The organism is Kushneria avicenniae, assembly GCF_900112585.1.
Taxonomy (GTDB): Bacteria; Pseudomonadota; Gammaproteobacteria; order Pseudomonadales; family Halomonadaceae; genus Kushneria; species Kushneria avicenniae.
In genome coordinates, this window is record NZ_FOLY01000003.1 from 349,352 (window position 1) to 371,296 (window position 21,945).

A 21,945-nucleotide genomic window follows, 5' to 3' on the forward strand; every position below is an offset into this window, starting at 1 on the left:
GAGAAAAGGCAGATGACGCAAGCAGGTCATGATACATCCTGCACCCGCTCCTGTGCTGTAATGACAGCCTGCCGATCGATCAACGGCCACCGACCAGACGAGGAAACTCATGCGCCATCAAATGCTTGTACGCCACATCGGACAGCGTCTTTTTCGCATCACGGCCTGTTTGCTGCTGGCCGGCACCACCGTCAGCGCTTCGATGGCCGCCAGCGCCGCCTGTCAGATCCAGGCGATGGCGTATGACTATCCCGAACAGCGACTGGACCAAGCGCTTCAGCAGTTTGCCCATACCAGCGGTTGCCCGGTCGAGGTCGACACCTCCCAGCTCGGTGATCGCCAGGCACCGGCGCTGCAGGGAAAATTCACGCCTGATGCCGCGCTGATCCAGCTGGTACGCGGCTCGGGTCTGGAAGTTCATCTCGACGATGGTCACTATCGGGTCAATCAGAGTGATCGGGAACGCATCAATGATCGTATCGAAACGCTGCGCTATCGCATTGAAAGCGCCCGGGACAGCGATCAACTCACACAAAACGATGCCCGGACCCTCGACACGCAGCTCGAGGCCATCAGGACACAAAGCGATCAGCTGATCACCGAGCAGGGCTTTTTAAGTGCCGCCGAGATGGCCAGCTACGAGCGCCTGTTTGCCTGGCTGGAAGGGCGGCTGGCGCCGTCCAGCCTCTGAAGCCCTTGTCCAAAGCGTACATCTCATTCACAACAATAAAGGCAACAGCGATGAAGATTATCGAGGACGATCTGAGCAGTGACGCCACTATCGCGCTGATCCGCGCCCATGTGACAGAGCTTGCCGGTCACTCTCCCGAAGAGAGCTGTCATGCGCTGGATCTTGAAGCGCTGCGCGCGCCCGGACTGACCTTCTGGAGCGTGTGGGAGGATGACACCATTGCCGGCTGCGGCGCGCTCAAGGCGCTCGATGAGACCCACGGCGAGATCAAGTCGATGCGCACTGCCGGCACGCATCTGCGCCGCGGCGTGGCGGCCAAGCTGCTCGATCATATTATTCGACAAGCACGCATGCGCGGTTTCAAGCGGCTGAGCCTTGAAACCGGAACACCCGCTGTCTTCGCCCCGGCACGCAGCCTCTATGCCCGCTTTGGCTTTGAGACCTGCCCGCCGTTTGGCAGCTACTGCGAAGATCCTTACAGCGTGTTCATGACAAAATCGCTCGACGGTCCGGGCGATAACGCGCCCTCGAAATCGAGCTGCCGCCAGGCCTCATAGACCAGCACCGCGCAGGCATTGGAGAGATTCAGGCTGCGGCTGCCTTCGCGCATTGGAATGCGCAGGAGCTGATGCTCGGGAAGGCTGTCGATCAGGGTCTGCGGCAGGCCGCGGCTTTCCGGGCCAAACAGCAGCGCATCGCCGGTCTGATAGGCCACATGATCATGACGGGTGCGCCCGCGCGTGGTGATGGCCAGTAGCCGCAGTGGTTCGACCGCGGTCATGAAGGCCTCAAGCGAGGCATGCACCTGCACGCGGGCCCACTCGTGGTAATCGAGCCCGGCCCGACGCAGACGTTTGTCATCGAGTTCGAAGCCGAGCGGCTCGATCAGATGCAGGCGAAAGCCGGTATTGGCGCAGAGTCTGATGATGTTGCCGGTATTGGGCGCGATTTCCGGCTCGAACAGGGCGATATCCAGCATGGCGGGGTGTCTCTACCTCGGAAAATCGTATCGCGGATACCAACGACAGCGGGCCCGGCACAAAGGCCGGGCCCGCTCATGTCAGGCGCCTGCCGTTTTAGAAACCGACGGAGACACCCAGTTCCGGACCGCTGAACAGCGTCTTGCCGTCGTGGTTATCGAAATCGGTATGGTAATAGCGATAGCCCACATAGCCATAGGTGTTGGCGATCAGCGTGGCACGGGCGCGGGCGCCGTACTCATAGCTTTCGTTGACATCGCCATGGCTCAGTCCTTCCGGCGTATAGAAGCCGTAGCCCCCCACACTGACACGCGGGATCGGCGTATCGACATAGGCCGAGCCACCCAGCCCCAGACCGCCGCCATCACCATAATCGGAATCCAGATACTGATAGCGCCCACCCAGCGACACATCAACACCCGGCAGATAGGGGGAGAACATCAACTGACCGGAATAGGCCTTGGTATTATTGCCGCTATCGTTGGTGCTGAAATATCCCAGACCGGCGCTGAAGCCGGGCAACAGTCCCTGATTGACCTGAAAACCGTGAGCGTCTTCGCCACCACTGGCCGAGAGGCTCAGGGCAGAAGCGTTGAGGCTTGCAAGGGCAAGGCCTGCACCCAGTGCCGAGATGATGATCTTTTTCATTTTGAAGTCCTTGGCTTGTTGTCCCCTTGAACGGGACATGCGCTGTCAGAGAGGAATCCGTTCGCCTGCGGGAATACAGACCGGTGTGCACCGGCACATTGTGCCATCATGACGATGTGGATCGACATGATGGTACCTTTTTTATTAAGGACACCTTACCACTGTCTGAAACCGTTATCCCTGAACACCGTAGCGGGCACGATAGTCCTGGATGGCGCGGGCATGGGGCGCCAGCGTGTCATCGCCGTGGGTCTCGAGATATTCAAGAATACCTGCCAGCGTGACGATCGGGATCACCGGAATATTGTAGCGCCGGCGAACGTCTTCGATGGCGCTGATGTCGCCCTGACCGCGCTCCTGTCGATCAAGGGCCACGACCACACCGGCGGCAGTGGCCCCGGCCGCCTCGATCAGTGCCATGGACTCACCAATGGCCGTGCCGGCGGTAATGACATCATCAATAATCAGCACGCGACCCGACATCGGCGCACCAACAATCGAGCCGCCTTCACCGTGGTCCTTGGCTTCCTTTCGATTGAACGACCAAGGCAGATTGCGGTCATGATGAGTCGCCATCGCAATGGCGGTACTCGATGCCAGCGGGATGCCCTTGTAGGCGGGGCCGAACAAAAGATCGAACTCCAGGCCGCTGCGCTGAATGGCACCGGCATAGCAGCGCCCCAGCACTTCCAGCGCTGCCCCGGTGTGGAAAAGGCCGGCATTGAAGAAATAGGGACTGACACGCCCCGACTTGAGAGTGAACTCACCAAAGCGGAGCGCCTGCTCGGCAATGGCGAATTCGATGAATTCCCGCTGCTCATTCAACATGTCGTACCCTTATTTCCTGGATCGGCCCTTTACCCAAACCTGTCAGGCTCGGGTATCATACACGCGCGAAAAACAAGGGACCATGTATGAAAATCGCCAGTATCAACGTCAACGGCATGCGCAGGGCGGTCGAACGGGGCTTTCTCGACTGGCTGAAAGCGCAGGATGCCGACATCGTCTGCGTGCAGAACCTGAAGACCAAAAGCTTCGAACTGGACGACTCGATCCTCTATCCCGAGGGCTATGAAGGCTATTTCCTGGATGCCGAGCAGGACGATTTTGCCGGCGTCGGGATCTACTGCCGCAAGATCCCCAAGGCGATCATGTATGGTCTGGGCTTTGAGCAGTGCGACAACGAAGGGCGCTTTCTGCAGGCCGACTACGAACGCTTCAGCGTGGCGTCCTTTCTGATGCCGGAAGACCCGCACGCCAAGCAGCGCTTTATCACCCAGTACAGCGACTATCTCGGCAAGCTGCGCCGCAAGCGTCGCCAGTACATCATCGCCGGCAGCTGGTACATCGCCCACAAGACCGTCGATCTCGACCACTGGTCCGAGCATCAGAGCACGCCCGGGTTTCGTCCCGAAGAGCGCGCTTTCATGGACCAGGTCTTCGGACCGATGGACTTTGTCGATACCTTCCGTGAAGTCGAGCGCAACGCCGGCCATCACACCTGGTGGCAAAAGCCCGACAGCGACGTCCCGCGCAAGCGTCAGGACGGCTGGCGCATGGACTATCAGATCACCGGGCCCGACCTGGCCCGCACGGTCAAAAGCGCCTGGATCGATCGCGATGCCGATTTCAGCGAGTTCGCGCCGCTGATCATCGAGTACGATCTGGAGCTCTGACAGACCGTCCGATCACGACGCCATCGTGATCGCACTGCCCGGCCCCGGTCCCTTCGCGCCACGGCGCCGACAGCCTCTCGCTGTCGGCGCCGTGTTGTTACTGTTTGGCGTCGTTACTGGCTGGCGTTGTTATTGTCCAGCGTGATCACTACCCGGGCGTATCCACACACGCCCCGATCGACCTGTTTCAGCTGACCATGCCCAGCGTCTCGCGCTGACGCGCAAAGAGCTGCTCGCAGCCCGCTTCGGCCATATCCATCATGGCGTTGAGCTCACTGCGCGAGAACGACTTCTGCTCGGCGGTGCCCTGCACCTCGATGATGCCGCCATCGCCCGTCATGACCACGTTCATGTCGGTCTCGGCGCGCGAGTCTTCGGCGTAGTCCAGATCCGTCACCGCCTGTCCCTTGTAGATACCGACCGACACCGCACTGACCAGCTGCTTGAGCGGATCCGTCTTGATCTGCTTGTTGCGCTGCAGCGTCTGCAGGGCATCGACCAGCGCCACGCAGCCGCCGGTAATCGCCGCCGTGCGCGTACCGCCATCGGCCTGAAGCACGTCGCAGTCAATGGTGATGGTGAACTCGCCAAGCTTTTTCAGATCCACCGCCGCGCGCAGGCTGCGCCCGATCAGACGCTGAATCTCGACCGTGCGCCCGCCCTGCTTGCCGCGGGCTGCTTCCCGACCGCTGCGGCTGTGGGTCGCGCGCGGCAGCATGCCGTACTCTGCGGTGATCCAGCCCTGCCCCTTGCCGCGCAGCCAGCGCGGCACGCCGGCTTCAACGCTTGCGGTGCACAGCACCTGCGTATCGCCAAAGGCGACCAGCACCGAACCTTCGGCATGCTTCGTATAGCCGCGGGTCAGGGTAATTTCACGGGTTGCCTCGGGGGCACGTCCACTGGGTCGCATGACACTCTCTCTACTGGTAAAAATGAAAACATAAACCAAAAAGCGGGCCGGGCATCTTACACGCCTGCCTGCGCAATGAACGAATCGTTTAGACTGATCAATCTTACCTCTCATGCAAGGATGACCCATGGCACGCAGCATGACCGCCTTTACCCGCCAGACGCTGGATGCCGACTGGGGCAGCCTTGCGCTGGAACTGCGCTCGGTCAACCAGCGCTACCTCGATCTGCACTTTCGTCTGCCCGAGGCCCTGCGCGATCTCGAAACGCCGTTTCGTGACAGCCTGCGCGGTGCCCTTTCCCGCGGCAAGATCGAATGTTCGCTGCGCTTTGAGCGCGCCCAGAGCGGCAGCGACGGTCTCGACATCAACGTCGAGCATCTGGAAGTGCTGATGGAGACGCTGACGCGCCTGCGCCGTCACGCCCCGGAAGCCTCGATGCCGACCCTGCTGGAGCTTCTGGACCATCCCGGTATTGCCCGCGGCGGCGAGATCGACATGGACGCCGTACGCGCGGGAGCACTCCAGCTGATGTCGCAGGGCCTCGAGGACCTGAACGCCGGCCGCGAGCGCGAAGGGGAGCAGCTCTGCGCGTTGATTCGCGAGCGGCTCGGTGCCATTCGCACTCAGGTCGAGGAGGTCCGCGGCCATCTCCCGGCCGTGCTGGAGCGTCAGCGCCAGCAGATCCTGGAACGCCTGGAGACCGTGAAAGCCGAACTCGACCCGGCCCGGCTGGAAGCAGAGATGGCGCTGATCGCACAAAAGGCCGACGTGGCCGAAGAACTCGACCGGCTGGAAACGCATGTAGGGGAAGTCGAACGACAGCTCAAGCAGAAGGGGCCGATCGGACGCCGACTGGATTTTCTGATGCAGGAGCTCAATCGCGAAGCCAACACGCTCTCGTCCAAGGCCGCGGTCACCGACACCACCCGCTGCGCAGTGGAGCTGAAGGTGCTGATCGAGCAGATGCGCGAGCAGATTCAAAATATCGAGTAGGGTCTATCAAAAGCCACAACGATACATAAGACCATTGTTTCTAAAGAATTTTTATCGACAACCATTCCACTGACGTCTATCAACATCTATCAAAATCCACATCCTTTTGGGTAGTAAAGTGGGGAGTAAATTCATTGCCTCCCCACTTTTTGCCGTTTATCATCGAAAGTACTCCCCACCGCTTGCCGATTCTGTAACGTTCACAGTGAGTTAGCTGCCCATCGCTCGAAGGGAGCAGGCATAGGCAGACGCTCTTTTGTGGCAGGGCTGGATTATTCGGGGTATCCGGAGAGACCGTTCTCCATCCGCTTTCACTGAAAAGAGAAAAGAACCATGGGAAGCCTCAATGCCAGAAAAGTGCAGGCCCTTATCAAGGGCGGCAAAGCCGGGCGTTACAGCGACGGTGACGGCCTGTACCTCATGGTGCCGCAAAAGGGCGCGCCATACTGGATGTTGAGATATACGCTGTTGGGTAAACGCCGGGAGATGACGCTGGGCAAACAGGCTCATCTCTCTCTTGCAGAAGCTCGAGCCAGAGCTCAGGATCATCAGAAGCTGGTTCAGGATGGCGTTGACCCCATCGAGGCGCGCAAGCAGGAACAACAGATGTCGATAAAAACCGTCGACGACCTGTTTGCAGACTGGTATCCGGATCTTGAGAAACGGCTCAAGCATCCCAGAATCCCCTACCGTATTTATCACAAGGAGGTGGCCCCCAGTCTCGGCAAACGCGAGCTGGATACCGTGACGCCCATGGAAGTAAGGAGCATCATCAGGAAGGTGGCCCAAAGCGGTCGACCAACGATCGCCAACGATACATTGATGTATCTGAAGCAGTTGTTTAACCACGCCATCAAGCTGGGGCTTATCACCTATAACCCCGCGACAGCTTTCAACGTCAATGATGCTGGCGGCGTGGAAAAGAGTCGTAGCCGGGCCCTGACCCTAGACGAAATCAACACCGCCTTCAGCGTATTTCGAGACAACAGCGCAAGCTTCAGTCGAGAGAACTATCTCGCCTGCGCGCTTCTGCTTGTACTGGGAACACGAAAGACCGAGCTGACCGAGGCGAGATGGAAAGAATTCGATCTACCCAATAGTCAATGGACGCTGCCCGGCGAACGCAGCAAGTCCGGCAATGGGATCAGGATTCCGCTTCCTCCTCAGACCATCAATTGGCTGGAGGAGCTCAAGATACGGGCCTGCGGCTCGGAGTTCGTATTCCCCAGCCGACGGGGCAACAGCTCGCCCCATATGGGCAAGGACACACTGAACCGCGCTATCGCCAAGCTGTTCGGCAGCGAGCCCGGCAAGAAGCAACAGCCAGAGAACCGAATGGGAGATCTGGAGCCCTTTACCGTGCATGATTTACGGCGGACCTGCCGGAGTCTGCTGGCTGCTACGGGTACACCGGCGCATGTGGCGGAGCGCTGCCTGAACCACAAGATCAAAGGCGTTGAAGGCATCTATGATCGGTACGATTATTTCCAAGAGCGAAGAGAAGCGATGATTAAAGTTGCCAATCTTGTTGCACCTGCAATCATCATTAATTTGGCTGATTACCACTTTTCGTTGTGAGCTCTTTTGATAATTCTCTCAAGGGTTTGGTAAATTTTTTCATCTCTGTTTTTTGCCAGACTATCCAACTGTTTTTTTGATTCACTGCTGATATATGTATTTAACGGTGATTTCTCGGATTGTTTTTTTCGATACTCTCTTTGATCCCAAGCTTTTTTAGTTTTAAAACAAAAAGTTCTTTTGTCCCGACTTCAGCCTCCCAATAATCTAAAACAGCAAAAGCACAATAGTAAGCTTGCTCACTATTCAGTGGACGAAGTGACCAAAACATTTTGTTAAGCAAATGCTTTTCAAACTTTATTTTCATATAATCCCAAGCCCAATCGCACTGCTCTTTATTTTTAAAATTCAGCCAAGCAAGCTTTATTTTTTCTCTCCTCTTATACTCCCAGCCTTTTTTTAATTTATCCATCATGTTGTTTTTTGTAATAGATAACTCATTCCAATTATCAAAGAATGCCACTACTTTTTGATAACTATTTTTGATGTCGAAAAAATCTTCCGTTTCAACAATGTTATCGAAGAAAGTAGTGTGAGCATTTGATTTCGGAAGATCATATTTTTGGTCAATAAAAGACATAATTTTTATCTGATCATCGGTAGCCCATTTCAGGACACACCAAACAAAATTACAAATGCGCCTCTCATCTTTTATCCAAGAGAAATCTTCTTCTGATAAAAGCTTTGCTTTTCTGGCATCTATTAATTTAAGGATAACATCCGTCTTTTTATCTTCTTGCAAGCTTTTAAAGTAATCAACCATGCCGCTATAAGATGAATCAATACCTTTACCACGATCCATCTCCTGCCTCAAAGCACTTGCATAAAAATTGCGGTATCTATCGTTCTTAAGCTCCAGCTCCTTAAAATAAGGAAACCCCGCATCTATAGGCATGTCATCTCCAAACTTCTATCAATAAAAAAGAACTACGTAACCATACTGTAGAGTTATCGGGCTATTCCTGAGTAACTTTAGGGCTATTTTCATGGAGATCTTATAAGGTTTATGGCACAAGTAGAGAAGCTGGACCGCTCCAAGCCTGACCCCGCTTGCTCTCCTAGCCATTCTCAGTCTGTTGTATCGATTTGGTTGGAGACTTATGAAGGCTCACTCAGAGCCAGCCAAGTCAGTTTGAGCATTTCGGTGAATCGGCCCTGCAAACCGATGATTAGTAATCATCGGCATCAGAAAAGACATTTCGTATTTCACGGAAGCTCTATAGGCCTATCAGTTTTGATAGCTGCAGATAGATCCAAAAAGTGTTTTCTTACACATGCGTCAGATCTCATGAGACGAATACGGAGCTTCGCATCATGAGATTACTCAAGCTGAAAGATGTCATATTTTTAACAGGGCTGGGGCGCTCTACTGTTTACAAGTACATCGCTGAAGGCAATTTCCCCAAGCCTGTTTCTTTAGGCGAGAGAAACGTTGCCTGGGTTGAGAGTGAAATCAATGATTGGATTTTTCTAAAAATAAAGATGAGAGATGAGGCTAAACTCTGAGCTGCATCAGACCATACTCCCGCCCTTTCTCAACCAAGCACTTTAAAAGCTATTAACTTTCTGTCCCTTCCAATCCCCCTCTGAACTTCCTGGGCCTGCCGTAGTCATTTATTTGCATGACCATGCTTATCTGTCCATTAGAGACATGGACCGCTATATATTTCTTCAGCAAGCCCGCCAAACCACTTTGAGCTATTTGAACGAAGGCCAGAATTGGCGCAAGAATTTTCAAACCATGCTGTTTGGGCAAAAAATAATGGGGCTGATCACGCAACCATGGCGGCTCTTTTTGAGAGCCGCCATGGTTGACGTGTCATCATCCCTACCACATCTCATCGGCTAAATGTCTGAGCCAGGGAAGTTTGAAATTATTTTTGAGGTGGCCTGATAAAACGCAAAATAGAAATATCTTGAATGATATTCCTTGTAATTACGCTGCTATAACTACGGCCATACGCCTGTCCATTTCTTCATAAAACGCCGCCACACGCTCGGCGATTTTCTGAATTATTGCCTCATCACGATAGGCACGTTTCACGAACAGCGGCATCCCCGGCCAGTAGCTGACAAAATCGATCCACTCGCGTTCGCTCACCCAAAGCCCACCCTGACACTGGGCTATATGCTCCTGTGGCAACTCATCGGCAATCAGCAGCTCGATCTGGTATTTGGGCAGTTTGGTCTTTACCTCAATGAGCCCATCACTGCCTACCAGGCTATCCGGTGAGTAGCCGGCTCTATGGTTAAGAATGATCCCGACCTGCTCCAGATGAGCATTGCCGGTAGCCTCGCTATAGAGTTCCCGTGCCACGGGTTCCAGTGTATGCCCACGCTGGGTATGGGCATTGCCCGAGAAAGCATCTGCCGATTCGCCGGTAATGCGTTCTCCAATTAGCTGGTGCATGTAGCTCAGGGCACCGGCCCCGAAACCACCCGGCCCCTTGCCCTTGACCAGTAACGTCTTGAGCTCTGACATGGTAACGATGCCCAGCCGTGCGGCATGCCACTCGGGTGTTCCCTGCTCGCAGTTGAGTATCTGCATCATGCGCTCCTGAAGGGTGTGACGGCATATATGGCGAGGGCGTTAACCCTCGCTCGCCTCGCCATGTGGTGGCTGTTGTGGCTGGATGCGCTTTTGCAGTGAAGCACGCAGCCTGTCGAAATCATTCTGGGGGACCTGCTCGGCATCGCCATAGCGACCGATGAACCACTCCTGTGTGGTTGTCGGGCACCGGGCGATCAGCTGCCGAAGCTGTCCGGCCTGAAAGGAGGTGATCCGCTTCATAGGGGCAGCGGCATGACCATCATCGTCCTGTCCCCGCGTGGTGATGTTGAGCAGCGCGCAAAGCACGTAGCGCTTGCCATAGCTGGTCGAGGAGCCAAAGGCCTGCACGGCGTTCTTGTTGCCGCTGACATCGGCAGGAAGCAACATGCTGGTCTCTTCGCGATGGCCATCCCGATGCATCAGCACACCGGTCACCTGAATGCCGCGTTCCTGTGTCTGAATGCGAAAGCTCACGGCAAAGCCGTGGCGCTGCAGGATAGGCCGCACCGTATCGACGATATCCTCCAGCGTGGCGTAGTGACCGTTATTACCCTTGCCTCGCTCGACAATGCTGGGCAGCTCGGTCTGCATGGCGGCCATGGCACTGCTGTAGGCCATCAGGGACTGACGATCGAGGACACGCTCCTGCATCTGCAGCAGACGCTCCATCTTGTCGATGTCCACATCGGGGTTGAGCGCTGCCCGTTCGATCACCTGAATGATGGCAGTGCTGTCGCTACTGGATTCAGATGGATGCCGGGTGATGTTGTCCTGCCGTGTGATTGACTGCGTCATGAGGTCTTCTCCGGAAGGTATTCATTGATGACGTCCTGCAGATCCTCTTCTGCAATACGCTCAAGCGTCATGGACGCGCGGTAAAAGCAGCCTTTGGCACAGACAAGGGTGTCGGCCTGCGTCTTGTTCTGTTCCAGCATCTGGCGCGACAGGTCAGTCAGCGCGATGGAGATGGATAGAGGGATATCGGTATTCATGAATCGCTCCTTGCGACGACAAAAAAGCCCGACCAGTTTTTTGGTCGGGCTTTATGCGGTTGAGTGGTGAACAACAGGCCTGGTGGTCAGGCGATCAGCTCGAGGGCGCTATCCAGTGCCCGATGCTTCAGATTGGCGCCCTGCCCGAACCAGGCCGAGTCCATGCGGGTATCGTTGCTGCGGGCCCGCTTCTCGTGATCGACATACTCGGTCACGGCGTTGAGCAGCCCCCAGGCCGTGTCCTTCGCTGTTGCTAAGTGAGATCCACGTCCTTCACCGTGATAGAGCTGCTGCACTCGGTTCATGGCACGACCTGGCTTCCCGGTCGGCGTGCCCAGCGACGCGTCGGTATTGTTGAGCACGGCCTGGAAGTAACGGGTGGCCTCGTCATGACTGATCCTGCGTTCAGCCAGTGCCTTCATGCGGTACATGAAGTCATCCCACTGCGATACTGAAATACCCAGCTGCTGTTTGACCCGTTGTGCATTGAACTCGGTACTGTGAGGTACCCGAACCATCTGAGAAGCACCTTCGATGGCCATACTCAGCGTGTTGTTACAGACCACCCGCACGGAAGTGGGTGTAGCTACTGTGGCCAATGTCCCATCACAGGACGTAGCCAGTAACAGATAGCCCCTGACCTCATCCGTGTTCTTGAGTGACGTGCTTAAACCACTACGGGCCAGTGCCCAGAACTTGCGACCACCTTTGAGTACCCCTGCAGTTTCCAGCTCATACCCCGCGTACTCGGTCAGGTCACGATAAAAATTTAGTACCTCCTGTGGCTGCACCACCTTGTAGCGCTGCGATACGACCGAGAGCGGCACCTGGGTATCCGAGCGGAACAACACCTTCTGTTCGGGGAAGGAGTGGATGCTGCCCAGATGAGAGGACGAATCGGCAATAAACCGCACCGGCGTCTCTTCGATGTGCCAGTTCATGCCGGCCTGCTGCTGCCAGACTTCCAGTGGCTGATGGGGAGACAGCTGCTGTCCCAGCCCATGCCAGGGGGTGTCGCCAACGTACGCCATCTGCTCGACTTGATGTGTCATGAGAAAACTCCTTGCTGATAGTGGTATAGACGGCAAAAGGGCCCGCCATCGGTTGATGACGGGCCCTTTGAATGAAGAGATGGGAATGAGTCGGTGCCTCCGAGGGAGACAGCTATTGGGTGGATTGAATGCGAAAAGTATGGCCGCAGTAGCAGCACTCGAGGTTATCGAGCACACGCTCATCGAGCTCGCTGCCAAACCGGGCGCCGGTCACGCCACCGGCAGCCCCACCTGCCAGGGCGCCGAATACGGCGCCAGCCAGACCGCCTACCGTGATGCCTACAGGCCCTGCAAAGGCCCCTGCCAACGCCCCTGCCTGTGAACCACTCCACGCCCCGGCAGCACCGCCTGCAGAGCCCGCTGCCATACCCACGCTTCCGCAGACCTTGCGCCCCTGATGAAGAGAACGAATTTTAATCGAGCCGCATTTCGAACATTCGGTCGCCATAACTACCTCCCGGCTTTCTGGAAAAAAACTGAAGCCATTTCTTACAGGCTCATGGAGGTAGTGTGCGTCTGAAAGTTTTTTATTCTCGATAACCAAAAATTTAATTGATAATCGTGACGCTAACTTTCAGAAAATGATGGTTCGAAAAACCCGGTAAAACAGCCACCAAAGGGTGGCTATCGAAGTCTCAGCAGTGGGATATGGATAACTCTTTTTTTCGGATTATTTGTTATTAAGGTGTTTATTATTTGATCAGGAGTAATAAGTGGATGCTGCATATCACTTAGCCAATGATAGCGACAGGGAAACAAACCAAATAGGCTAAGCTTCTCAAGAGCTTGGCCTATTTATACTCATCCCTTACACAATCAGTATAGGCTCAAGCCCCTGATTGCCTCAGGGGCCTTGTATTCATTGGCGAGGCTCATCAGCTTTCAGTCAGAAAAGGTTTGTTTTTACAACCATGGGGAATGCTACGAGGAAAACCAACCGTAGCCAGGAGCACCCCATGCACAACCCCACCGACGACTACATTGCCAATGATGACATATCGTATTTTTTGAATGATCTGAATATGGATTACCATGACGAGCAGATATTGTGGGACCCATCAACTCAGCCAAATCAAAATCAGCAGCTTGCAGCTCTGATTGAAATCGAGGAAAGACTCAAGCAGCTTACTAGCTCTCACCTATGGTTTGACCCTGCCACTGTGATTCAGTCTACCCCCTGTGGCAGCGGCTTGGTAAAACTGGCAGATGATCCGCTACTGGACGAGTTGCAGAGTATTGTGGCAAGCCTTACAGGGATACTTGACCATAATGAGGGCGCTTACAGTTTACAGTCACCTCCCTATACCAAAAGCTTTTTGCAGGCATTTAAGAGCTGCTCATATCTCCACACGTCAACCATGGAAGAACCTCTACCGATGACGCGATCAGCTGCCGAGCAGGTGGTTGATGACCTGAATCAGAGATTATGGTCGTGGCATCAACACCTATCATTACCATCATTTGGCATTGAACACGCCCGCCTAAAAAGAAACAGTCGCGACAATTACAGAAGATTCTTTCGTCTGGTAGATTCTCTTTTTGGCTGCTGCAGCCGCCTACTGGTGGTACGTATCGACCTAGGCTATAGCGAGACTGATGGATACTATATAGATCATGAGACAGCCGATTATCACCGAAAAAAATTCTGTCGAATGTTTCACTCACACCCGATGTTCGAACACCTTCTAGGTTACGCATGGAAGCTGGAATGGCGACCTAAAAAAGGGTTCCATTATCACTTCGTTTTCTTCTTTGACGGTAACCGGGTACGCAGGGATATTGCGCTGGGAAGGAATATTGGTGAGCTTTGGAGAAGGCTCACTAACAATCAAGGGATGTATTTCAACTGCAACCATAGCGGTGGCAGCAACTATCGATACAACGCGCTCGGTGACATACATTATTCAGACGACCTGAAAAGGGAGCACCTGGATAAAATTGCAGCCTATCTCACCAAAGTCGATGAATACGTCTCTCTTGCAGTAAAAGGCCGAACGTTTCAGACCAGCTCAACACCCCGTGCATCAGAGAAATGCGGCGGCCGGCCGCGTCTTTATTGATTCAGGCAATGTAAGGTCACAAGGACCATAGAAGCAGGTTTGATTCACAATAAACCTGCCCTCTACTTGCTGGGGTCGCACAATTGGCCAAAGGCCTCCATCATTTCTGGAGGCCCCACTAAACCAGGCTCAGGGCGCTATCTTTCGATGCATGCCTACTTTGTCCATTTGATGGCTGATTAATCGTTAGAGCTGAAGAGGCTCTGCAAACATCTAGAGAACCGCCCTCATCCTGCCTTCGTCACGATCTTCGGCTGAGTCGCTTCTAGCGCCTCGAAGATCCCTTCAATCACGTTATCCTTATCGGCAAATAGGGCATCCGGCCCACCGGCATGCACACTGCTGAAAGGAGCTTCATAGAGCGCGCTGGCGTCCATGACGCCGCGGGCGGTGAGCTGTTCGATAACCATTTCGATAAAGCGCATCTGTGGAACAGTCAGGCTGTGATCAGAGAGGTACTGCGAAAAGGCTGCCTTGGCGGCTTCGTTGTCCATTCCTACCAGTCCACGAATGAAATGGGCCAGTGACGGCGCCTCATGCTGCGCCATGAGGTTTTGAAGCAGCTCTTCACCGTCTTCTTCACCGATGGTAGTGAGCATTGTCTCCAGGCTTTCCAGATCAGTCTGGGTCATCGGCTGATTGGTGCGCAGTCGGTGAATGACAATATTATCGAGATGCTCCTGCAGATAAGCCTCTACCTTCCGGGCATATTGAACGCCGGTCATCTTTGGCAGCTCAAAGACTTCTTCATTGCGTACGCCCAGCACTTCATCCTTGAAATCGGTGTAGACGATGGGGCGGCGCTTCTTGTCCAGAAAGGGCGTCAATTCACGAAGGCGCAAACGCATCTCTTCCAGCATATTAACGTTGATGCCTTCCCAGAATCCGGCATCTGCCAGCGCCTGCAGGTAACCCAGCTGCGCCTTGACCAGTGGTACCGAGGCTTTCTCCTCCAATAGCGACGCCATCTCAACCACGCGGCGACGCAGCTGCTCAAAGGTCGCAGTATCGCCCTCGATGTGAGCCAGCTGCATGCGAAGAGCCGTGAGATCGAACAGACGGGATTCGATCTGCTCGGGTTCCTGCTCTGTAGGCAAACCAGCAACATCATTGATCAGCGTCTGACACGCTTCGTTGTCGAGCTGATTCCAGCTATCGCGCTCTCTGAAGGTCTCCACGGAGGCCAGATGCATGCGCACGATGAAGTTTTCAGGGTTCATGGCCGACACTTCTGCCTGCAGTGCATCGGCCAGTTTGGAAGTGAGTTGCTTCTCAGCATCCAGATCCGGCGTGGCCTGAAGATGGCTCAATAGCTGAACGCGACTCCGAAACAGTCGCGTTCCGAGTGGCACACCGCCGCTGGCTTCGATACCTTCCGGATTCTCCTTGAAGAAATCGAAGTTGAAGCAGAAATCGAATACCCGGAAATCCTTTTTCTCATCCTCCTCACCACCGGGGCCGAACAGACCGGGGCACAGGCGGGTCCCTCGGCCAACCATCTGCCAGAACTTGATCTTTGAATAGACCGGTTTGAAAAACACAAGGTTGGCGACCTCCGGCACATCGATGCCGGTATCCAGCATATCAACCGAAATGGCGATATGGGGCGCCTTCTCCGGCTGTGAGAAGTCATCGATCAGGCTTTGCGGATATTTGGCTTTATTATCGATGATACGTGCGAATTGCCCAGCGTGTTGGGGGTAGTGATGATTGAAACGCTCTTCGATGGCTTTGGCATGCTCATGATTGCGCGCGAAAACGATGGTTTTTGCCAGCCGGTCGCCACCATCCACGTGGTAGCCGTTTTCCATCAGGTGCTGAAGCATTTTGTCGATGGTGTCGTTGTTGAACAGCCAGTTGTTGATGGCTGGCGCGTTGACCTTACTGGGAATGCCTTCCTCTTCTGCATCGTCTCCCCAGTCAAGGCTTTCCCATTCGGCTTTCTCCTCATCGCTGAGCTGCTCATAGTCGATCCCCTGACTGGGAAACTTCAGGTCGATCTGCTGAACTCTGGGCGGGACCAGAAAGCCGTCCTTGACGGCCTGAGTGAGCTCATAGGCATCCGTGGGGACGCCTGGCTCCAGTTCGAAAAGATCGTAGGTATTTTTATCGACCTGCTCACGGGGTGTGGCGGTCAGACCAACCAGCAGCGAATCGAAATAGCGGAAGATGGCACCGTACTTTTGATAAACCGAGCGGTGCGCCTCATCAATGATGATCAGATCAAAATGGCCCGGTCCGAAACGAGCCTTGTCGCCATCCATGTCATCAATCAACCCCATCATGGTGGGGTAGGTGCAGACATAAACCCGACCTTCGGTATGCTTTTCGGTCACCAGATTCACCGGACTGGCATCAGGCAGGTGGGTCTTGAAGGCATTGGCGGCCTGGTTGACCAGTGATACCCGATCGGCCAGAAACAGCGCCCGCTTCACCAATCCAGTACGCTGTAGTGCATCTACTAGTGCCACGGCGGTACGGGTCTTGCCTGTGCCGGTGGCCATGACCAGTAGCGCCTTGCGACGGGCCTGGTCGAACTGGCTGAAGATGCTGGTAATGGCGCGCTTCTGGTAATAGCGCCCGGCAATGTCACTGTTGATAACAGTGGCATCCGGCGTTTTGCGCTGCTGGCGTCGCAGAATGACGCGCGACAGCTCATCCCTGGTATAAAAGCCTGCGACCTGACGGGGTGGGTAAGACTCATCGTCCCACAGCCAGGTCTCATAGCCATTGGTGTAGAAGATCAGCGGGCGCTGGCCGTGCATCTTTTCCAGACAGTCGGCATACAGCTTGGCCTGCTGTTGTCCGACTGCAGCGTCCGCCGTCGTGCGTTTGGCCTCGACCACGGCCAGTGGCTTGCCGTTGTCTCCCCACAGTACATAGTCCACATAGCCGACATTTTTGGCGTTCGGCATCCCGGTGACCCCGTACTCCCGGTCCTCCGGCTTATCCAGTGGCCAACCGGCACGACGCAACTCGACATCGATAAGATAGTCGCGTGTCTCTGCCTCGGAATAATCATGGGTATCCGGGCACTGCTCGGCGGCTTCGCGGGCCTCGGCCACTTTCTGACGCAGCGTCTGAACTTCTTCAGCGTCGAGGGCATCGCGCTCCTGCTGCTGCTTGAGCGCGGCCTTGTTCTGCTCGGCCAGCCTCTTCTCCAACCCCTCCAGCTCCGCTCGCGGCACGACATCGGCCGCGACGAGCTTGTCCATGGGAGCAGGTACACGCTCATCCCGCCAGGCCGCGCCATCTCTCGAGGCCTGTGGCGTATAGGTGCGGGTCAGCCAGTAGCAAAGATGGTGCAGCTCTTTTACCACCTGTCGCGCGTCGCTCTCCCTGACGGGCCGTGGCTCATGGACCGCCTGGTTGCCCATCTTCTGGATGACTCGCGCCTTTTGAAACACTGCCTCCGGCAGCAGGTTCTGAAAGGTCGGCTCATGGAGCAGGGCACCCAGGTTGCGGTCATAAGGCATCCTGAGCGTCTGATCGAAGCGATAGAGCCAGTGCACGGCCGCTTCCAGCGCAAAGCGCGCATGGAAGCAGGACGCCCTGGGGTCACCGACAATATGCCCCTCTGCCAGAGTGGCGGACTCGGCGACGGTGCTGAATTCACGTGGCAGAAAGGCAAAATTGCTCATGACCTACAGTTCTCCGGTAAAAGCGCGGTGTTGAAGTGAGGCGAAAAGAGAATCCAGCTCATTAAGATGAGAATGCATCTTGGCTTTTTGCTTCTCAATGGATTCAACAATAGCGACAAAGCGCTCTTGGAGATCAATCGGAGGCAACAAAACATTTACTTGCATCAGATTTTTCTGATTTATACCCGAAATAGTAGAGCGCGTAACTAACGGCAAAACATATTTCGATCGAGCACGCTCATTTTGAAGAAAATAAAACAAATAAATAGGTTTTAATTTAGATTGGTTAGACCTTAAACGTATTAGGGAAGATTCGAATATTAATGGTTCAGAAGATGCAGGGATCATGCAAGGTTTGGCTGCTCCTTCATAGCTTAGTGAGCGGCGAGAAACTAAAATATCGCTGTGGAAAAGCCCATATTTATGGATATCTTGAGGTGGAGCATCAACACGCCTCATTCCAGCCAAATTTGCTGTTCCATAAAATGCATCTGCCATATGCACCATGCGAGTTCCATTGCTTACGTATGCTTCTTTAGAATAGTAAGCACCATTTATAGGCTTTTCAGAAATAACATTCTTTATTTCTGACACTTCCCAGTTGTATGGGTTAAAAACTGGATCTCCAAACATCTCTAAAAAGGTCGATTGAAGCAATGCATCCAGCTGCGCGATCGACTCCCGACGCTTGGCGCGTAGCTCATCTGCAGCATCGAGAATGGACGCGATGCGTTTTTGTTCATCGAGAGGAGGTAAAGGAACTTGAAGGCGATTCAAAGATTGACGTGTGATTTGAGGCTGAGCAACTCCTGTTATAATTTGGTCAAAGTCTGAGTTCTGTAGACAGTAATACAAATATTTTATATGCACCTTGGCTTCATCAAGAAAATCCAAAGCCATTGCATTACCATTCACATAAGATTTTGGCTCAGAAACATTGACCCTGCCACAGGTTGCTCCGCGACAAGTTATAAGAACTGTTGGCTCTTCATGGTTATATGTTGAATGAAAACCTATTTTTCCATTTGCCCCGTATACTGGATAACCATCGCTTGTAAACTCGGATTTGGAAATCGTTGGCCACTGCTTTGGTTTGCAAAAACTAGGGAGCGAGACTAGCGGCCACATTGAATCAACTCCTCCAGCTCTTTACTTCCTTCAGCAATCTCATTCTCAAGCCTTGCCAATCGCTCCATGATTACCGACGGCGCCTCATGCTCTACCGCCTCGTACTCGACTTCCTTATAGCGATTGATCGAGAGGTCATAGTCGTTGCCGACAATCTCAGCTCTAGGCACCAGAAAGCTTTTCTCCGTTCGTATACGATCATGCTCGGCGTCCCGATTTTTCCAGCGGGCCAGAATGTCTGGCAGGTCGCTTTTTTCCGGCTGCGGCGTACGCCTGTCGTCCAGTGACAGCCCGTCAGAATGCATGTCGTAAAACCAGACATTGTCGGTACCGCCGGAGTTCGTCTTGGTGAAGAACAAAATGGCGGTGGACACGCCGGCGTAGGGTTTAAAGACACCTGAAGGCATCGAGACCACGCCCTCGAGCTTGTGCTCTTCCACCAAGAGCCGACGAAGCGTCTTGTGGGCTGTACTCGAGCCGAACAACACGCCATCTGGCACGATGACGGCAGCGCGTCCACCGGTCTGCATAACGCGCAGGAACAGGCTCAGAAACAGCAGCTCGGTCTTTTTGGTCTTGACGGTTCGCAGCAGATCCTTGGCGGTGGATTCATAATCCAGACTACCGGCGAAGGGCGGATTGGCGAGAATCAGCGAGTACTTTTCAGCATCGTTTTCGTCGGTTTCGCCCAGCGAATCCCGGTAGCGGATATCGGGATTTTCCACGCCGTGCAGCAGCATGTTCATGCTGCCGATACGCAGCATGGTGGAGTCGAAATCGTAGCCGTGGAAGGTGCCTTCATTGAAGCGACGGCGGGCCGCATCATCCCGATAAATCTCGCCTCTATGGTGCTTGTTCAGGTATTTAGAGGCCTCGATCAAAAAGCCTGCCGTGCCACAGGCCGGATCACAGATCACGTCTTTGGGGCTGGGTGCGGTCATCTCGACCATCAACTTGATGATATGGCGTGGCGTGCGGAACTGGCCGTTCTGGCCGGCACTGGCAATCTTGCCCAGCATGTATTCATAGAGATCACCCTTGGTATCGGCATCGCTCATGTCGATATCATTGAGCTGATCCACCACGCTGGCCAACACCCTGGGCGCTGGCATCAGAAAGAGGGCATCGCGCATGTGATGGGTATAGGTCGAGCCACCCTCACCGTCATCTTCGCCTTTTTGCCCCAGCGTCTTGATAAAGGGAAAGACCTCATCACGAACGGTCTCGAACATCTTGTCAGGTGCTGTTTCGCGGAAGTATGACCAGCGCAGATGGTTCTGCGAGTCCTTGAAAATCGGCTCTTCGATGGGTCGCCTTGTACGTGACGCCTGGCGCTCCTTAAGCGTGTGCAACTCATCCAGCCGCTTGATGAACAGCAGATAGGTGAGCTGCTCGATAACGGTAATCGGGTTGGAGATACCGCCGGACCACATCGTGTCCCAGATGCGGTCAATACGCGATTTCATATCGCCTGTGATCATGACTTTCCTTTCTATAAATTGGGCTCCGGGCTGCTGTCTTTCGTCAGACTGCCCAGTACTGCTGAGATAACGCTTCGATTTTGGCCTGGTGCGCCTTGATGGCCTCGTACTCTTCCATAATCTGGCTATGAACGTCGACAACTTGCTCCTGCGCTTCCAAGCTGGGTACCGGCACTGGCAGGTGTTTGATGTCATTGGCCTTGAGAACGGGAATGCTCGTACCACTGACGATCTCTTTCAGGTACTGCTGCACCATGGGAGAGGCCAAATAGCGGTAGAGGTATTCAGGTCTCAACCGATCACGTTTCTGAGCCCGAATGATCAGAAAAACCTGCCCTGCTACCCAGTTCTCACCGCAATCCTCTCCCACCAGTGCCACCCGTCCGATGCTGCCCTTACCGATGAGAAGCACATCACCCGGGCGTAATTGCTGCTGCTCGGCACGCTTTCGGGCACGGCCCGCTACCACGATCTCCTTGCAAGGCGCTTCGATATGGATCTGTCCGCTCGCGTCGATATCGCGACCGCCAATTTCAATAAAGAGACGCCCGTCATCGCCTTCTTCACTCTTGAGTACTTGAGCTCGCACAATTTCGGCCACCTCGTTCAGCGAGCGAGCCTCCTCCAGATCACTGATCTTCTGAGTGGCATCCCCTGCGACGTAGCGACTCACCGACAGGTCAAAGTCGTTTTGTTCGATCTCGCTCAGGGTGACCTGTCGAGATGCTTCGCTGGTTGATGAGCCTAATTCGATGAGCTGGTTCAGTGCTTCCCAGAACTCCAAGTTCTGATGGAGCGGCTTAAGACGTTGCCGGGAGGTATCCGGAAGCAACCGAGCAGCATCTATAAAGGTAATGGGCGCTTTCGGTCTTCTCTGATGATCCAGCACGAGTAGAACAGGCGGGATGCTGGTGCCCCGGAGCGTTTGACCAGGCAACTGAATGACCATGTCGATGGCGTCGTTACGGACAAGCGTTTCTCTCAGCGCGTACTCTGTCTTATCAAAAAGGAGGCTTGCAGGGCCAAGTACGGCCGCTCTTCGTGTAGACAGCTCATGCGCTTCCTGAAGACCGACAGCTTCGGACCGGCGAGGTCGCTGCTTCTCGGCGCCTCCTGAATCGGGAATCCTAACGCCCATAGGCGGGACCGACAGCACGACATCAGCCTGTGGCGCTGTAGCTGCGTGAGTCCCATGAGCCTGTGTCACCATCATGGCACCACTGATCAGCATTAGAGCCTCGGACAGTGCAGAGTGCGACGCACTGACATAGGTACGCTCTACAGCCTCATCAGCCAGGGCCATCGGCAGATCACTCATGGGGTAGGCGGCAAGCAATCGTTGGCCATTCGCTCGGCCCAGCCTTGCCATCAATCTGGCCAGCGGTAATGGCAACTGGAGCTGGTGTGCATGTTGCCCTGGTGCCTGCTCAACCAGACCGGCCAGCTCTGTAACCAGACTTTCAGCATCTGGCCACTCAAGGGTAGCCACTTGGGAGCTACTGGAGAGACGTAATTATAGCGACCCTGAGTGCAAAATTGTCCGTATGGCGGAGTGTTTATCCC

General features: G+C 54.5%; 21 protein-coding genes. 7 read left to right on the plus strand and 14 right to left on the minus strand.

Features of this window, described 5'->3' with window-relative positions; all coding sequences use genetic code 11:
- Positions 1–109: 109 nt before the first annotated feature.
- Positions 110–691, plus strand: a complete 582-nt coding sequence (locus tag BM079_RS08020; RefSeq protein WP_139215280.1) for an STN domain-containing protein — start codon at positions 110–112, stop codon at positions 689–691.
- Between the two features lie 50 nt (positions 692–741).
- Complete coding sequence (locus BM079_RS08025; protein WP_090132752.1) at positions 742–1,248, plus strand: GNAT family N-acetyltransferase; 507 nt, start codon at positions 742–744, stop codon at positions 1,246–1,248.
- Here BM079_RS08025 and trmL read toward each other — a convergent pair.
- The 3 genes from trmL to pyrE all read right to left on the minus strand — a co-directional run bounded on the left by trmL (position 1,167) and on the right by pyrE (position 3,147).
- Positions 1,167–1,670 carry a tRNA (uridine(34)/cytosine(34)/5-carboxymethylaminomethyluridine(34)-2'-O)-methyltransferase TrmL gene (gene trmL, locus BM079_RS08030; protein WP_090132754.1) on the minus strand — a complete coding sequence of 168 codons (504 nt, stop codon included), beginning with the start codon at positions 1,668–1,670 and terminating at the stop codon, positions 1,167–1,169. The two genes, BM079_RS08025 and trmL, sit on opposite strands and share 82 nt — an antisense overlap.
- Before the next feature lie 97 nt (positions 1,671–1,767).
- Positions 1,768–2,319, minus strand: a complete 552-nt coding sequence (locus BM079_RS08035; protein WP_090132755.1) for a YfaZ family outer membrane protein — start codon at positions 2,317–2,319, stop codon at positions 1,768–1,770.
- A 174-nt stretch (positions 2,320–2,493) separates the two neighbouring features.
- Complete coding sequence (gene pyrE, locus BM079_RS08040) at positions 2,494–3,147, minus strand: orotate phosphoribosyltransferase (RefSeq protein WP_090132757.1); 654 nt, start codon at positions 3,145–3,147, stop codon at positions 2,494–2,496.
- Positions 3,148–3,233: 86 nt separating this feature from the next.
- Between pyrE and BM079_RS08045 the strand changes: the two genes are divergently transcribed.
- Complete coding sequence (locus BM079_RS08045; protein ID WP_090132759.1) at positions 3,234–3,995, plus strand: exodeoxyribonuclease III; 762 nt, start codon at positions 3,234–3,236, stop codon at positions 3,993–3,995.
- Between the two features lie 187 nt (positions 3,996–4,182).
- Here BM079_RS08045 and rph read toward each other — a convergent pair whose 3' ends face one another.
- Complete coding sequence (gene rph, locus BM079_RS08050; RefSeq protein WP_090132761.1) at positions 4,183–4,905, minus strand: ribonuclease PH; 723 nt, start codon at positions 4,903–4,905, stop codon at positions 4,183–4,185.
- Positions 4,906–5,032: 127 nt separating this feature from the next.
- Between rph and BM079_RS08055 the strand changes: the two genes are divergently transcribed.
- Together BM079_RS08055 and BM079_RS08060 are read left to right on the plus strand one after the other, a co-directional pair.
- The gene (locus BM079_RS08055; protein WP_090132763.1) at positions 5,033–5,899 is read left to right on the plus strand and encodes a YicC/YloC family endoribonuclease; all 867 of its coding nucleotides are present in this window, start codon (positions 5,033–5,035) and stop codon (positions 5,897–5,899) included.
- A gap of 333 nt (positions 5,900–6,232) precedes the next feature.
- Complete coding sequence (locus BM079_RS08060) at positions 6,233–7,477, plus strand: tyrosine-type recombinase/integrase (protein ID WP_090132765.1); 1,245 nt, start codon at positions 6,233–6,235, stop codon at positions 7,475–7,477.
- A 100-nt stretch (positions 7,478–7,577) separates the two neighbouring features.
- Here the strand turns inward: BM079_RS08060 and BM079_RS08065 are convergent, their stop codons facing one another.
- Positions 7,578–8,372, minus strand: a complete 795-nt coding sequence (locus tag BM079_RS08065; RefSeq protein ID WP_090132767.1) for a hypothetical protein — start codon at positions 8,370–8,372, stop codon at positions 7,578–7,580.
- Positions 8,373–8,791: 419 nt separating this feature from the next.
- Between BM079_RS08065 and BM079_RS08070 the strand changes: the two genes are divergently transcribed.
- Positions 8,792–8,983 (plus strand): AlpA family transcriptional regulator, encoded by a 192-nt coding sequence (locus BM079_RS08070; protein ID WP_090132769.1) that lies wholly within the window; start codon positions 8,792–8,794, stop codon positions 8,981–8,983.
- A 430-nt stretch (positions 8,984–9,413) separates the two neighbouring features.
- Here the strand turns inward: BM079_RS08070 and BM079_RS08080 are convergent, their stop codons facing one another.
- From BM079_RS08080 to BM079_RS08100, 5 genes are all read right to left on the minus strand, one after another.
- Complete coding sequence (locus tag BM079_RS08080; RefSeq protein WP_090132773.1) at positions 9,414–10,025, minus strand: lambda exonuclease family protein; 612 nt, start codon at positions 10,023–10,025, stop codon at positions 9,414–9,416.
- Positions 10,026–10,067: 42 nt separating this feature from the next.
- The gene (locus tag BM079_RS08085; protein ID WP_090132775.1) at positions 10,068–10,823 is read right to left on the minus strand and encodes an ERF family protein; all 756 of its coding nucleotides are present in this window, start codon (positions 10,821–10,823) and stop codon (positions 10,068–10,070) included.
- Positions 10,820–11,020 carry a hypothetical protein gene (locus BM079_RS08090; RefSeq protein WP_090132777.1) on the minus strand — a complete coding sequence of 67 codons (201 nt, stop codon included), beginning with the start codon at positions 11,018–11,020 and terminating at the stop codon, positions 10,820–10,822. The genes BM079_RS08085 and BM079_RS08090 overlap by 4 nt, the downstream gene beginning before the upstream one ends.
- Before the next feature lie 86 nt (positions 11,021–11,106).
- The gene (locus BM079_RS08095) at positions 11,107–12,072 is read right to left on the minus strand and encodes a DUF932 domain-containing protein (RefSeq protein ID WP_090132779.1); all 966 of its coding nucleotides are present in this window, start codon (positions 12,070–12,072) and stop codon (positions 11,107–11,109) included.
- 112 nt (positions 12,073–12,184) lie between these two features.
- Positions 12,185–12,439 carry a hypothetical protein gene (locus BM079_RS08100; RefSeq protein ID WP_245742871.1) on the minus strand — a complete coding sequence of 85 codons (255 nt, stop codon included), beginning with the start codon at positions 12,437–12,439 and terminating at the stop codon, positions 12,185–12,187.
- Between the two features lie 589 nt (positions 12,440–13,028).
- Here BM079_RS08100 and BM079_RS08105 point away from each other — a divergent pair.
- Entirely contained in the window at positions 13,029–14,132 is a 1,104-nt protein-coding gene (locus BM079_RS08105) for a YagK/YfjJ domain-containing protein (RefSeq protein WP_175489642.1), read from the plus strand.
- A gap of 227 nt (positions 14,133–14,359) precedes the next feature.
- Here the strand turns inward: BM079_RS08105 and BM079_RS08110 are convergent, their stop codons facing one another.
- Genes BM079_RS08110 through BM079_RS08125 form a run of 4 tightly spaced genes read right to left on the minus strand, consistent with a single transcriptional unit; the run spans position 14,360 to position 21,871 of the window.
- On the minus strand, positions 14,360–17,773 hold the full coding sequence (locus BM079_RS08110) for a DEAD/DEAH box helicase family protein (protein ID WP_090132785.1): 3,414 nt from the start codon (positions 17,771–17,773) through the stop codon (positions 14,360–14,362).
- 3 nt (positions 17,774–17,776) lie between these two features.
- Positions 17,777–18,901, minus strand: coding sequence for a restriction endonuclease subunit S (locus tag BM079_RS08115; protein ID WP_090132787.1), 1,125 nt, complete (start codon positions 18,899–18,901; stop codon positions 17,777–17,779).
- The gene (locus tag BM079_RS08120) at positions 18,889–20,382 is read right to left on the minus strand and encodes a type I restriction-modification system subunit M (protein ID WP_090132789.1); all 1,494 of its coding nucleotides are present in this window, start codon (positions 20,380–20,382) and stop codon (positions 18,889–18,891) included. The genes BM079_RS08115 and BM079_RS08120 overlap by 13 nt, the downstream gene beginning before the upstream one ends.
- Before the next feature lie 43 nt (positions 20,383–20,425).
- Entirely contained in the window at positions 20,426–21,871 is a 1,446-nt protein-coding gene (locus BM079_RS08125) for an N-6 DNA methylase (RefSeq protein ID WP_090132791.1), read from the minus strand.
- Positions 21,872–21,945 lie beyond the last annotated feature (74 nt).

What these genes read in the sequence shown, in the direction of transcription:
- BM079_RS08020 (WP_139215280.1), top strand. Translation starts at nt 110, where the DNA reads ATGCGCCATCAAATGCTTGTACGCCACATCGGACAGCGTCTTTTTCGC.
- BM079_RS08025 (WP_090132752.1), top strand. Translation starts at nt 742, where the DNA reads ATGAAGATTATCGAGGACGATCTGAGCAGTGACGCCACTATCGCGCTG.
- trmL (WP_090132754.1), bottom strand. Translation starts at nt 1,670, where the DNA reads ATGCTGGATATCGCCCTGTTCGAGCCGGAAATCGCGCCCAATACCGGC.
- BM079_RS08035 (WP_090132755.1), bottom strand. Translation starts at nt 2,319, where the DNA reads ATGAAAAAGATCATCATCTCGGCACTGGGTGCAGGCCTTGCCCTTGCA.
- pyrE (WP_090132757.1), bottom strand. Translation starts at nt 3,147, where the DNA reads ATGTTGAATGAGCAGCGGGAATTCATCGAATTCGCCATTGCCGAGCAG.
- BM079_RS08045 (WP_090132759.1), top strand. Translation starts at nt 3,234, where the DNA reads ATGAAAATCGCCAGTATCAACGTCAACGGCATGCGCAGGGCGGTCGAA.
- rph (WP_090132761.1), bottom strand. Translation starts at nt 4,905, where the DNA reads ATGCGACCCAGTGGACGTGCCCCCGAGGCAACCCGTGAAATTACCCTG.
- BM079_RS08055 (WP_090132763.1), top strand. Translation starts at nt 5,033, where the DNA reads ATGGCACGCAGCATGACCGCCTTTACCCGCCAGACGCTGGATGCCGAC.
- BM079_RS08060 (WP_090132765.1), top strand. Translation starts at nt 6,233, where the DNA reads ATGGGAAGCCTCAATGCCAGAAAAGTGCAGGCCCTTATCAAGGGCGGC.
- BM079_RS08065 (WP_090132767.1), bottom strand. Translation starts at nt 8,372, where the DNA reads ATGCCTATAGATGCGGGGTTTCCTTATTTTAAGGAGCTGGAGCTTAAG.
- BM079_RS08070 (WP_090132769.1), top strand. Translation starts at nt 8,792, where the DNA reads ATGAGATTACTCAAGCTGAAAGATGTCATATTTTTAACAGGGCTGGGG.
- BM079_RS08080 (WP_090132773.1), bottom strand. Translation starts at nt 10,025, where the DNA reads ATGCAGATACTCAACTGCGAGCAGGGAACACCCGAGTGGCATGCCGCA.
- BM079_RS08085 (WP_090132775.1), bottom strand. Translation starts at nt 10,823, where the DNA reads ATGACGCAGTCAATCACACGGCAGGACAACATCACCCGGCATCCATCT.
- BM079_RS08090 (WP_090132777.1), bottom strand. Translation starts at nt 11,020, where the DNA reads ATGAATACCGATATCCCTCTATCCATCTCCATCGCGCTGACTGACCTG.
- BM079_RS08095 (WP_090132779.1), bottom strand. Translation starts at nt 12,072, where the DNA reads ATGACACATCAAGTCGAGCAGATGGCGTACGTTGGCGACACCCCCTGG.
- BM079_RS08100 (WP_245742871.1), bottom strand. Translation starts at nt 12,439, where the DNA reads ATGGCAGCGGGCTCTGCAGGCGGTGCTGCCGGGGCGTGGAGTGGTTCA.
- BM079_RS08105 (WP_175489642.1), top strand. Translation starts at nt 13,029, where the DNA reads ATGCACAACCCCACCGACGACTACATTGCCAATGATGACATATCGTAT.
- BM079_RS08110 (WP_090132785.1), bottom strand. Translation starts at nt 17,773, where the DNA reads ATGAGCAATTTTGCCTTTCTGCCACGTGAATTCAGCACCGTCGCCGAG.
- BM079_RS08115 (WP_090132787.1), bottom strand. Translation starts at nt 18,901, where the DNA reads ATGTGGCCGCTAGTCTCGCTCCCTAGTTTTTGCAAACCAAAGCAGTGG.
- BM079_RS08120 (WP_090132789.1), bottom strand. Translation starts at nt 20,382, where the DNA reads ATGATCACAGGCGATATGAAATCGCGTATTGACCGCATCTGGGACACG.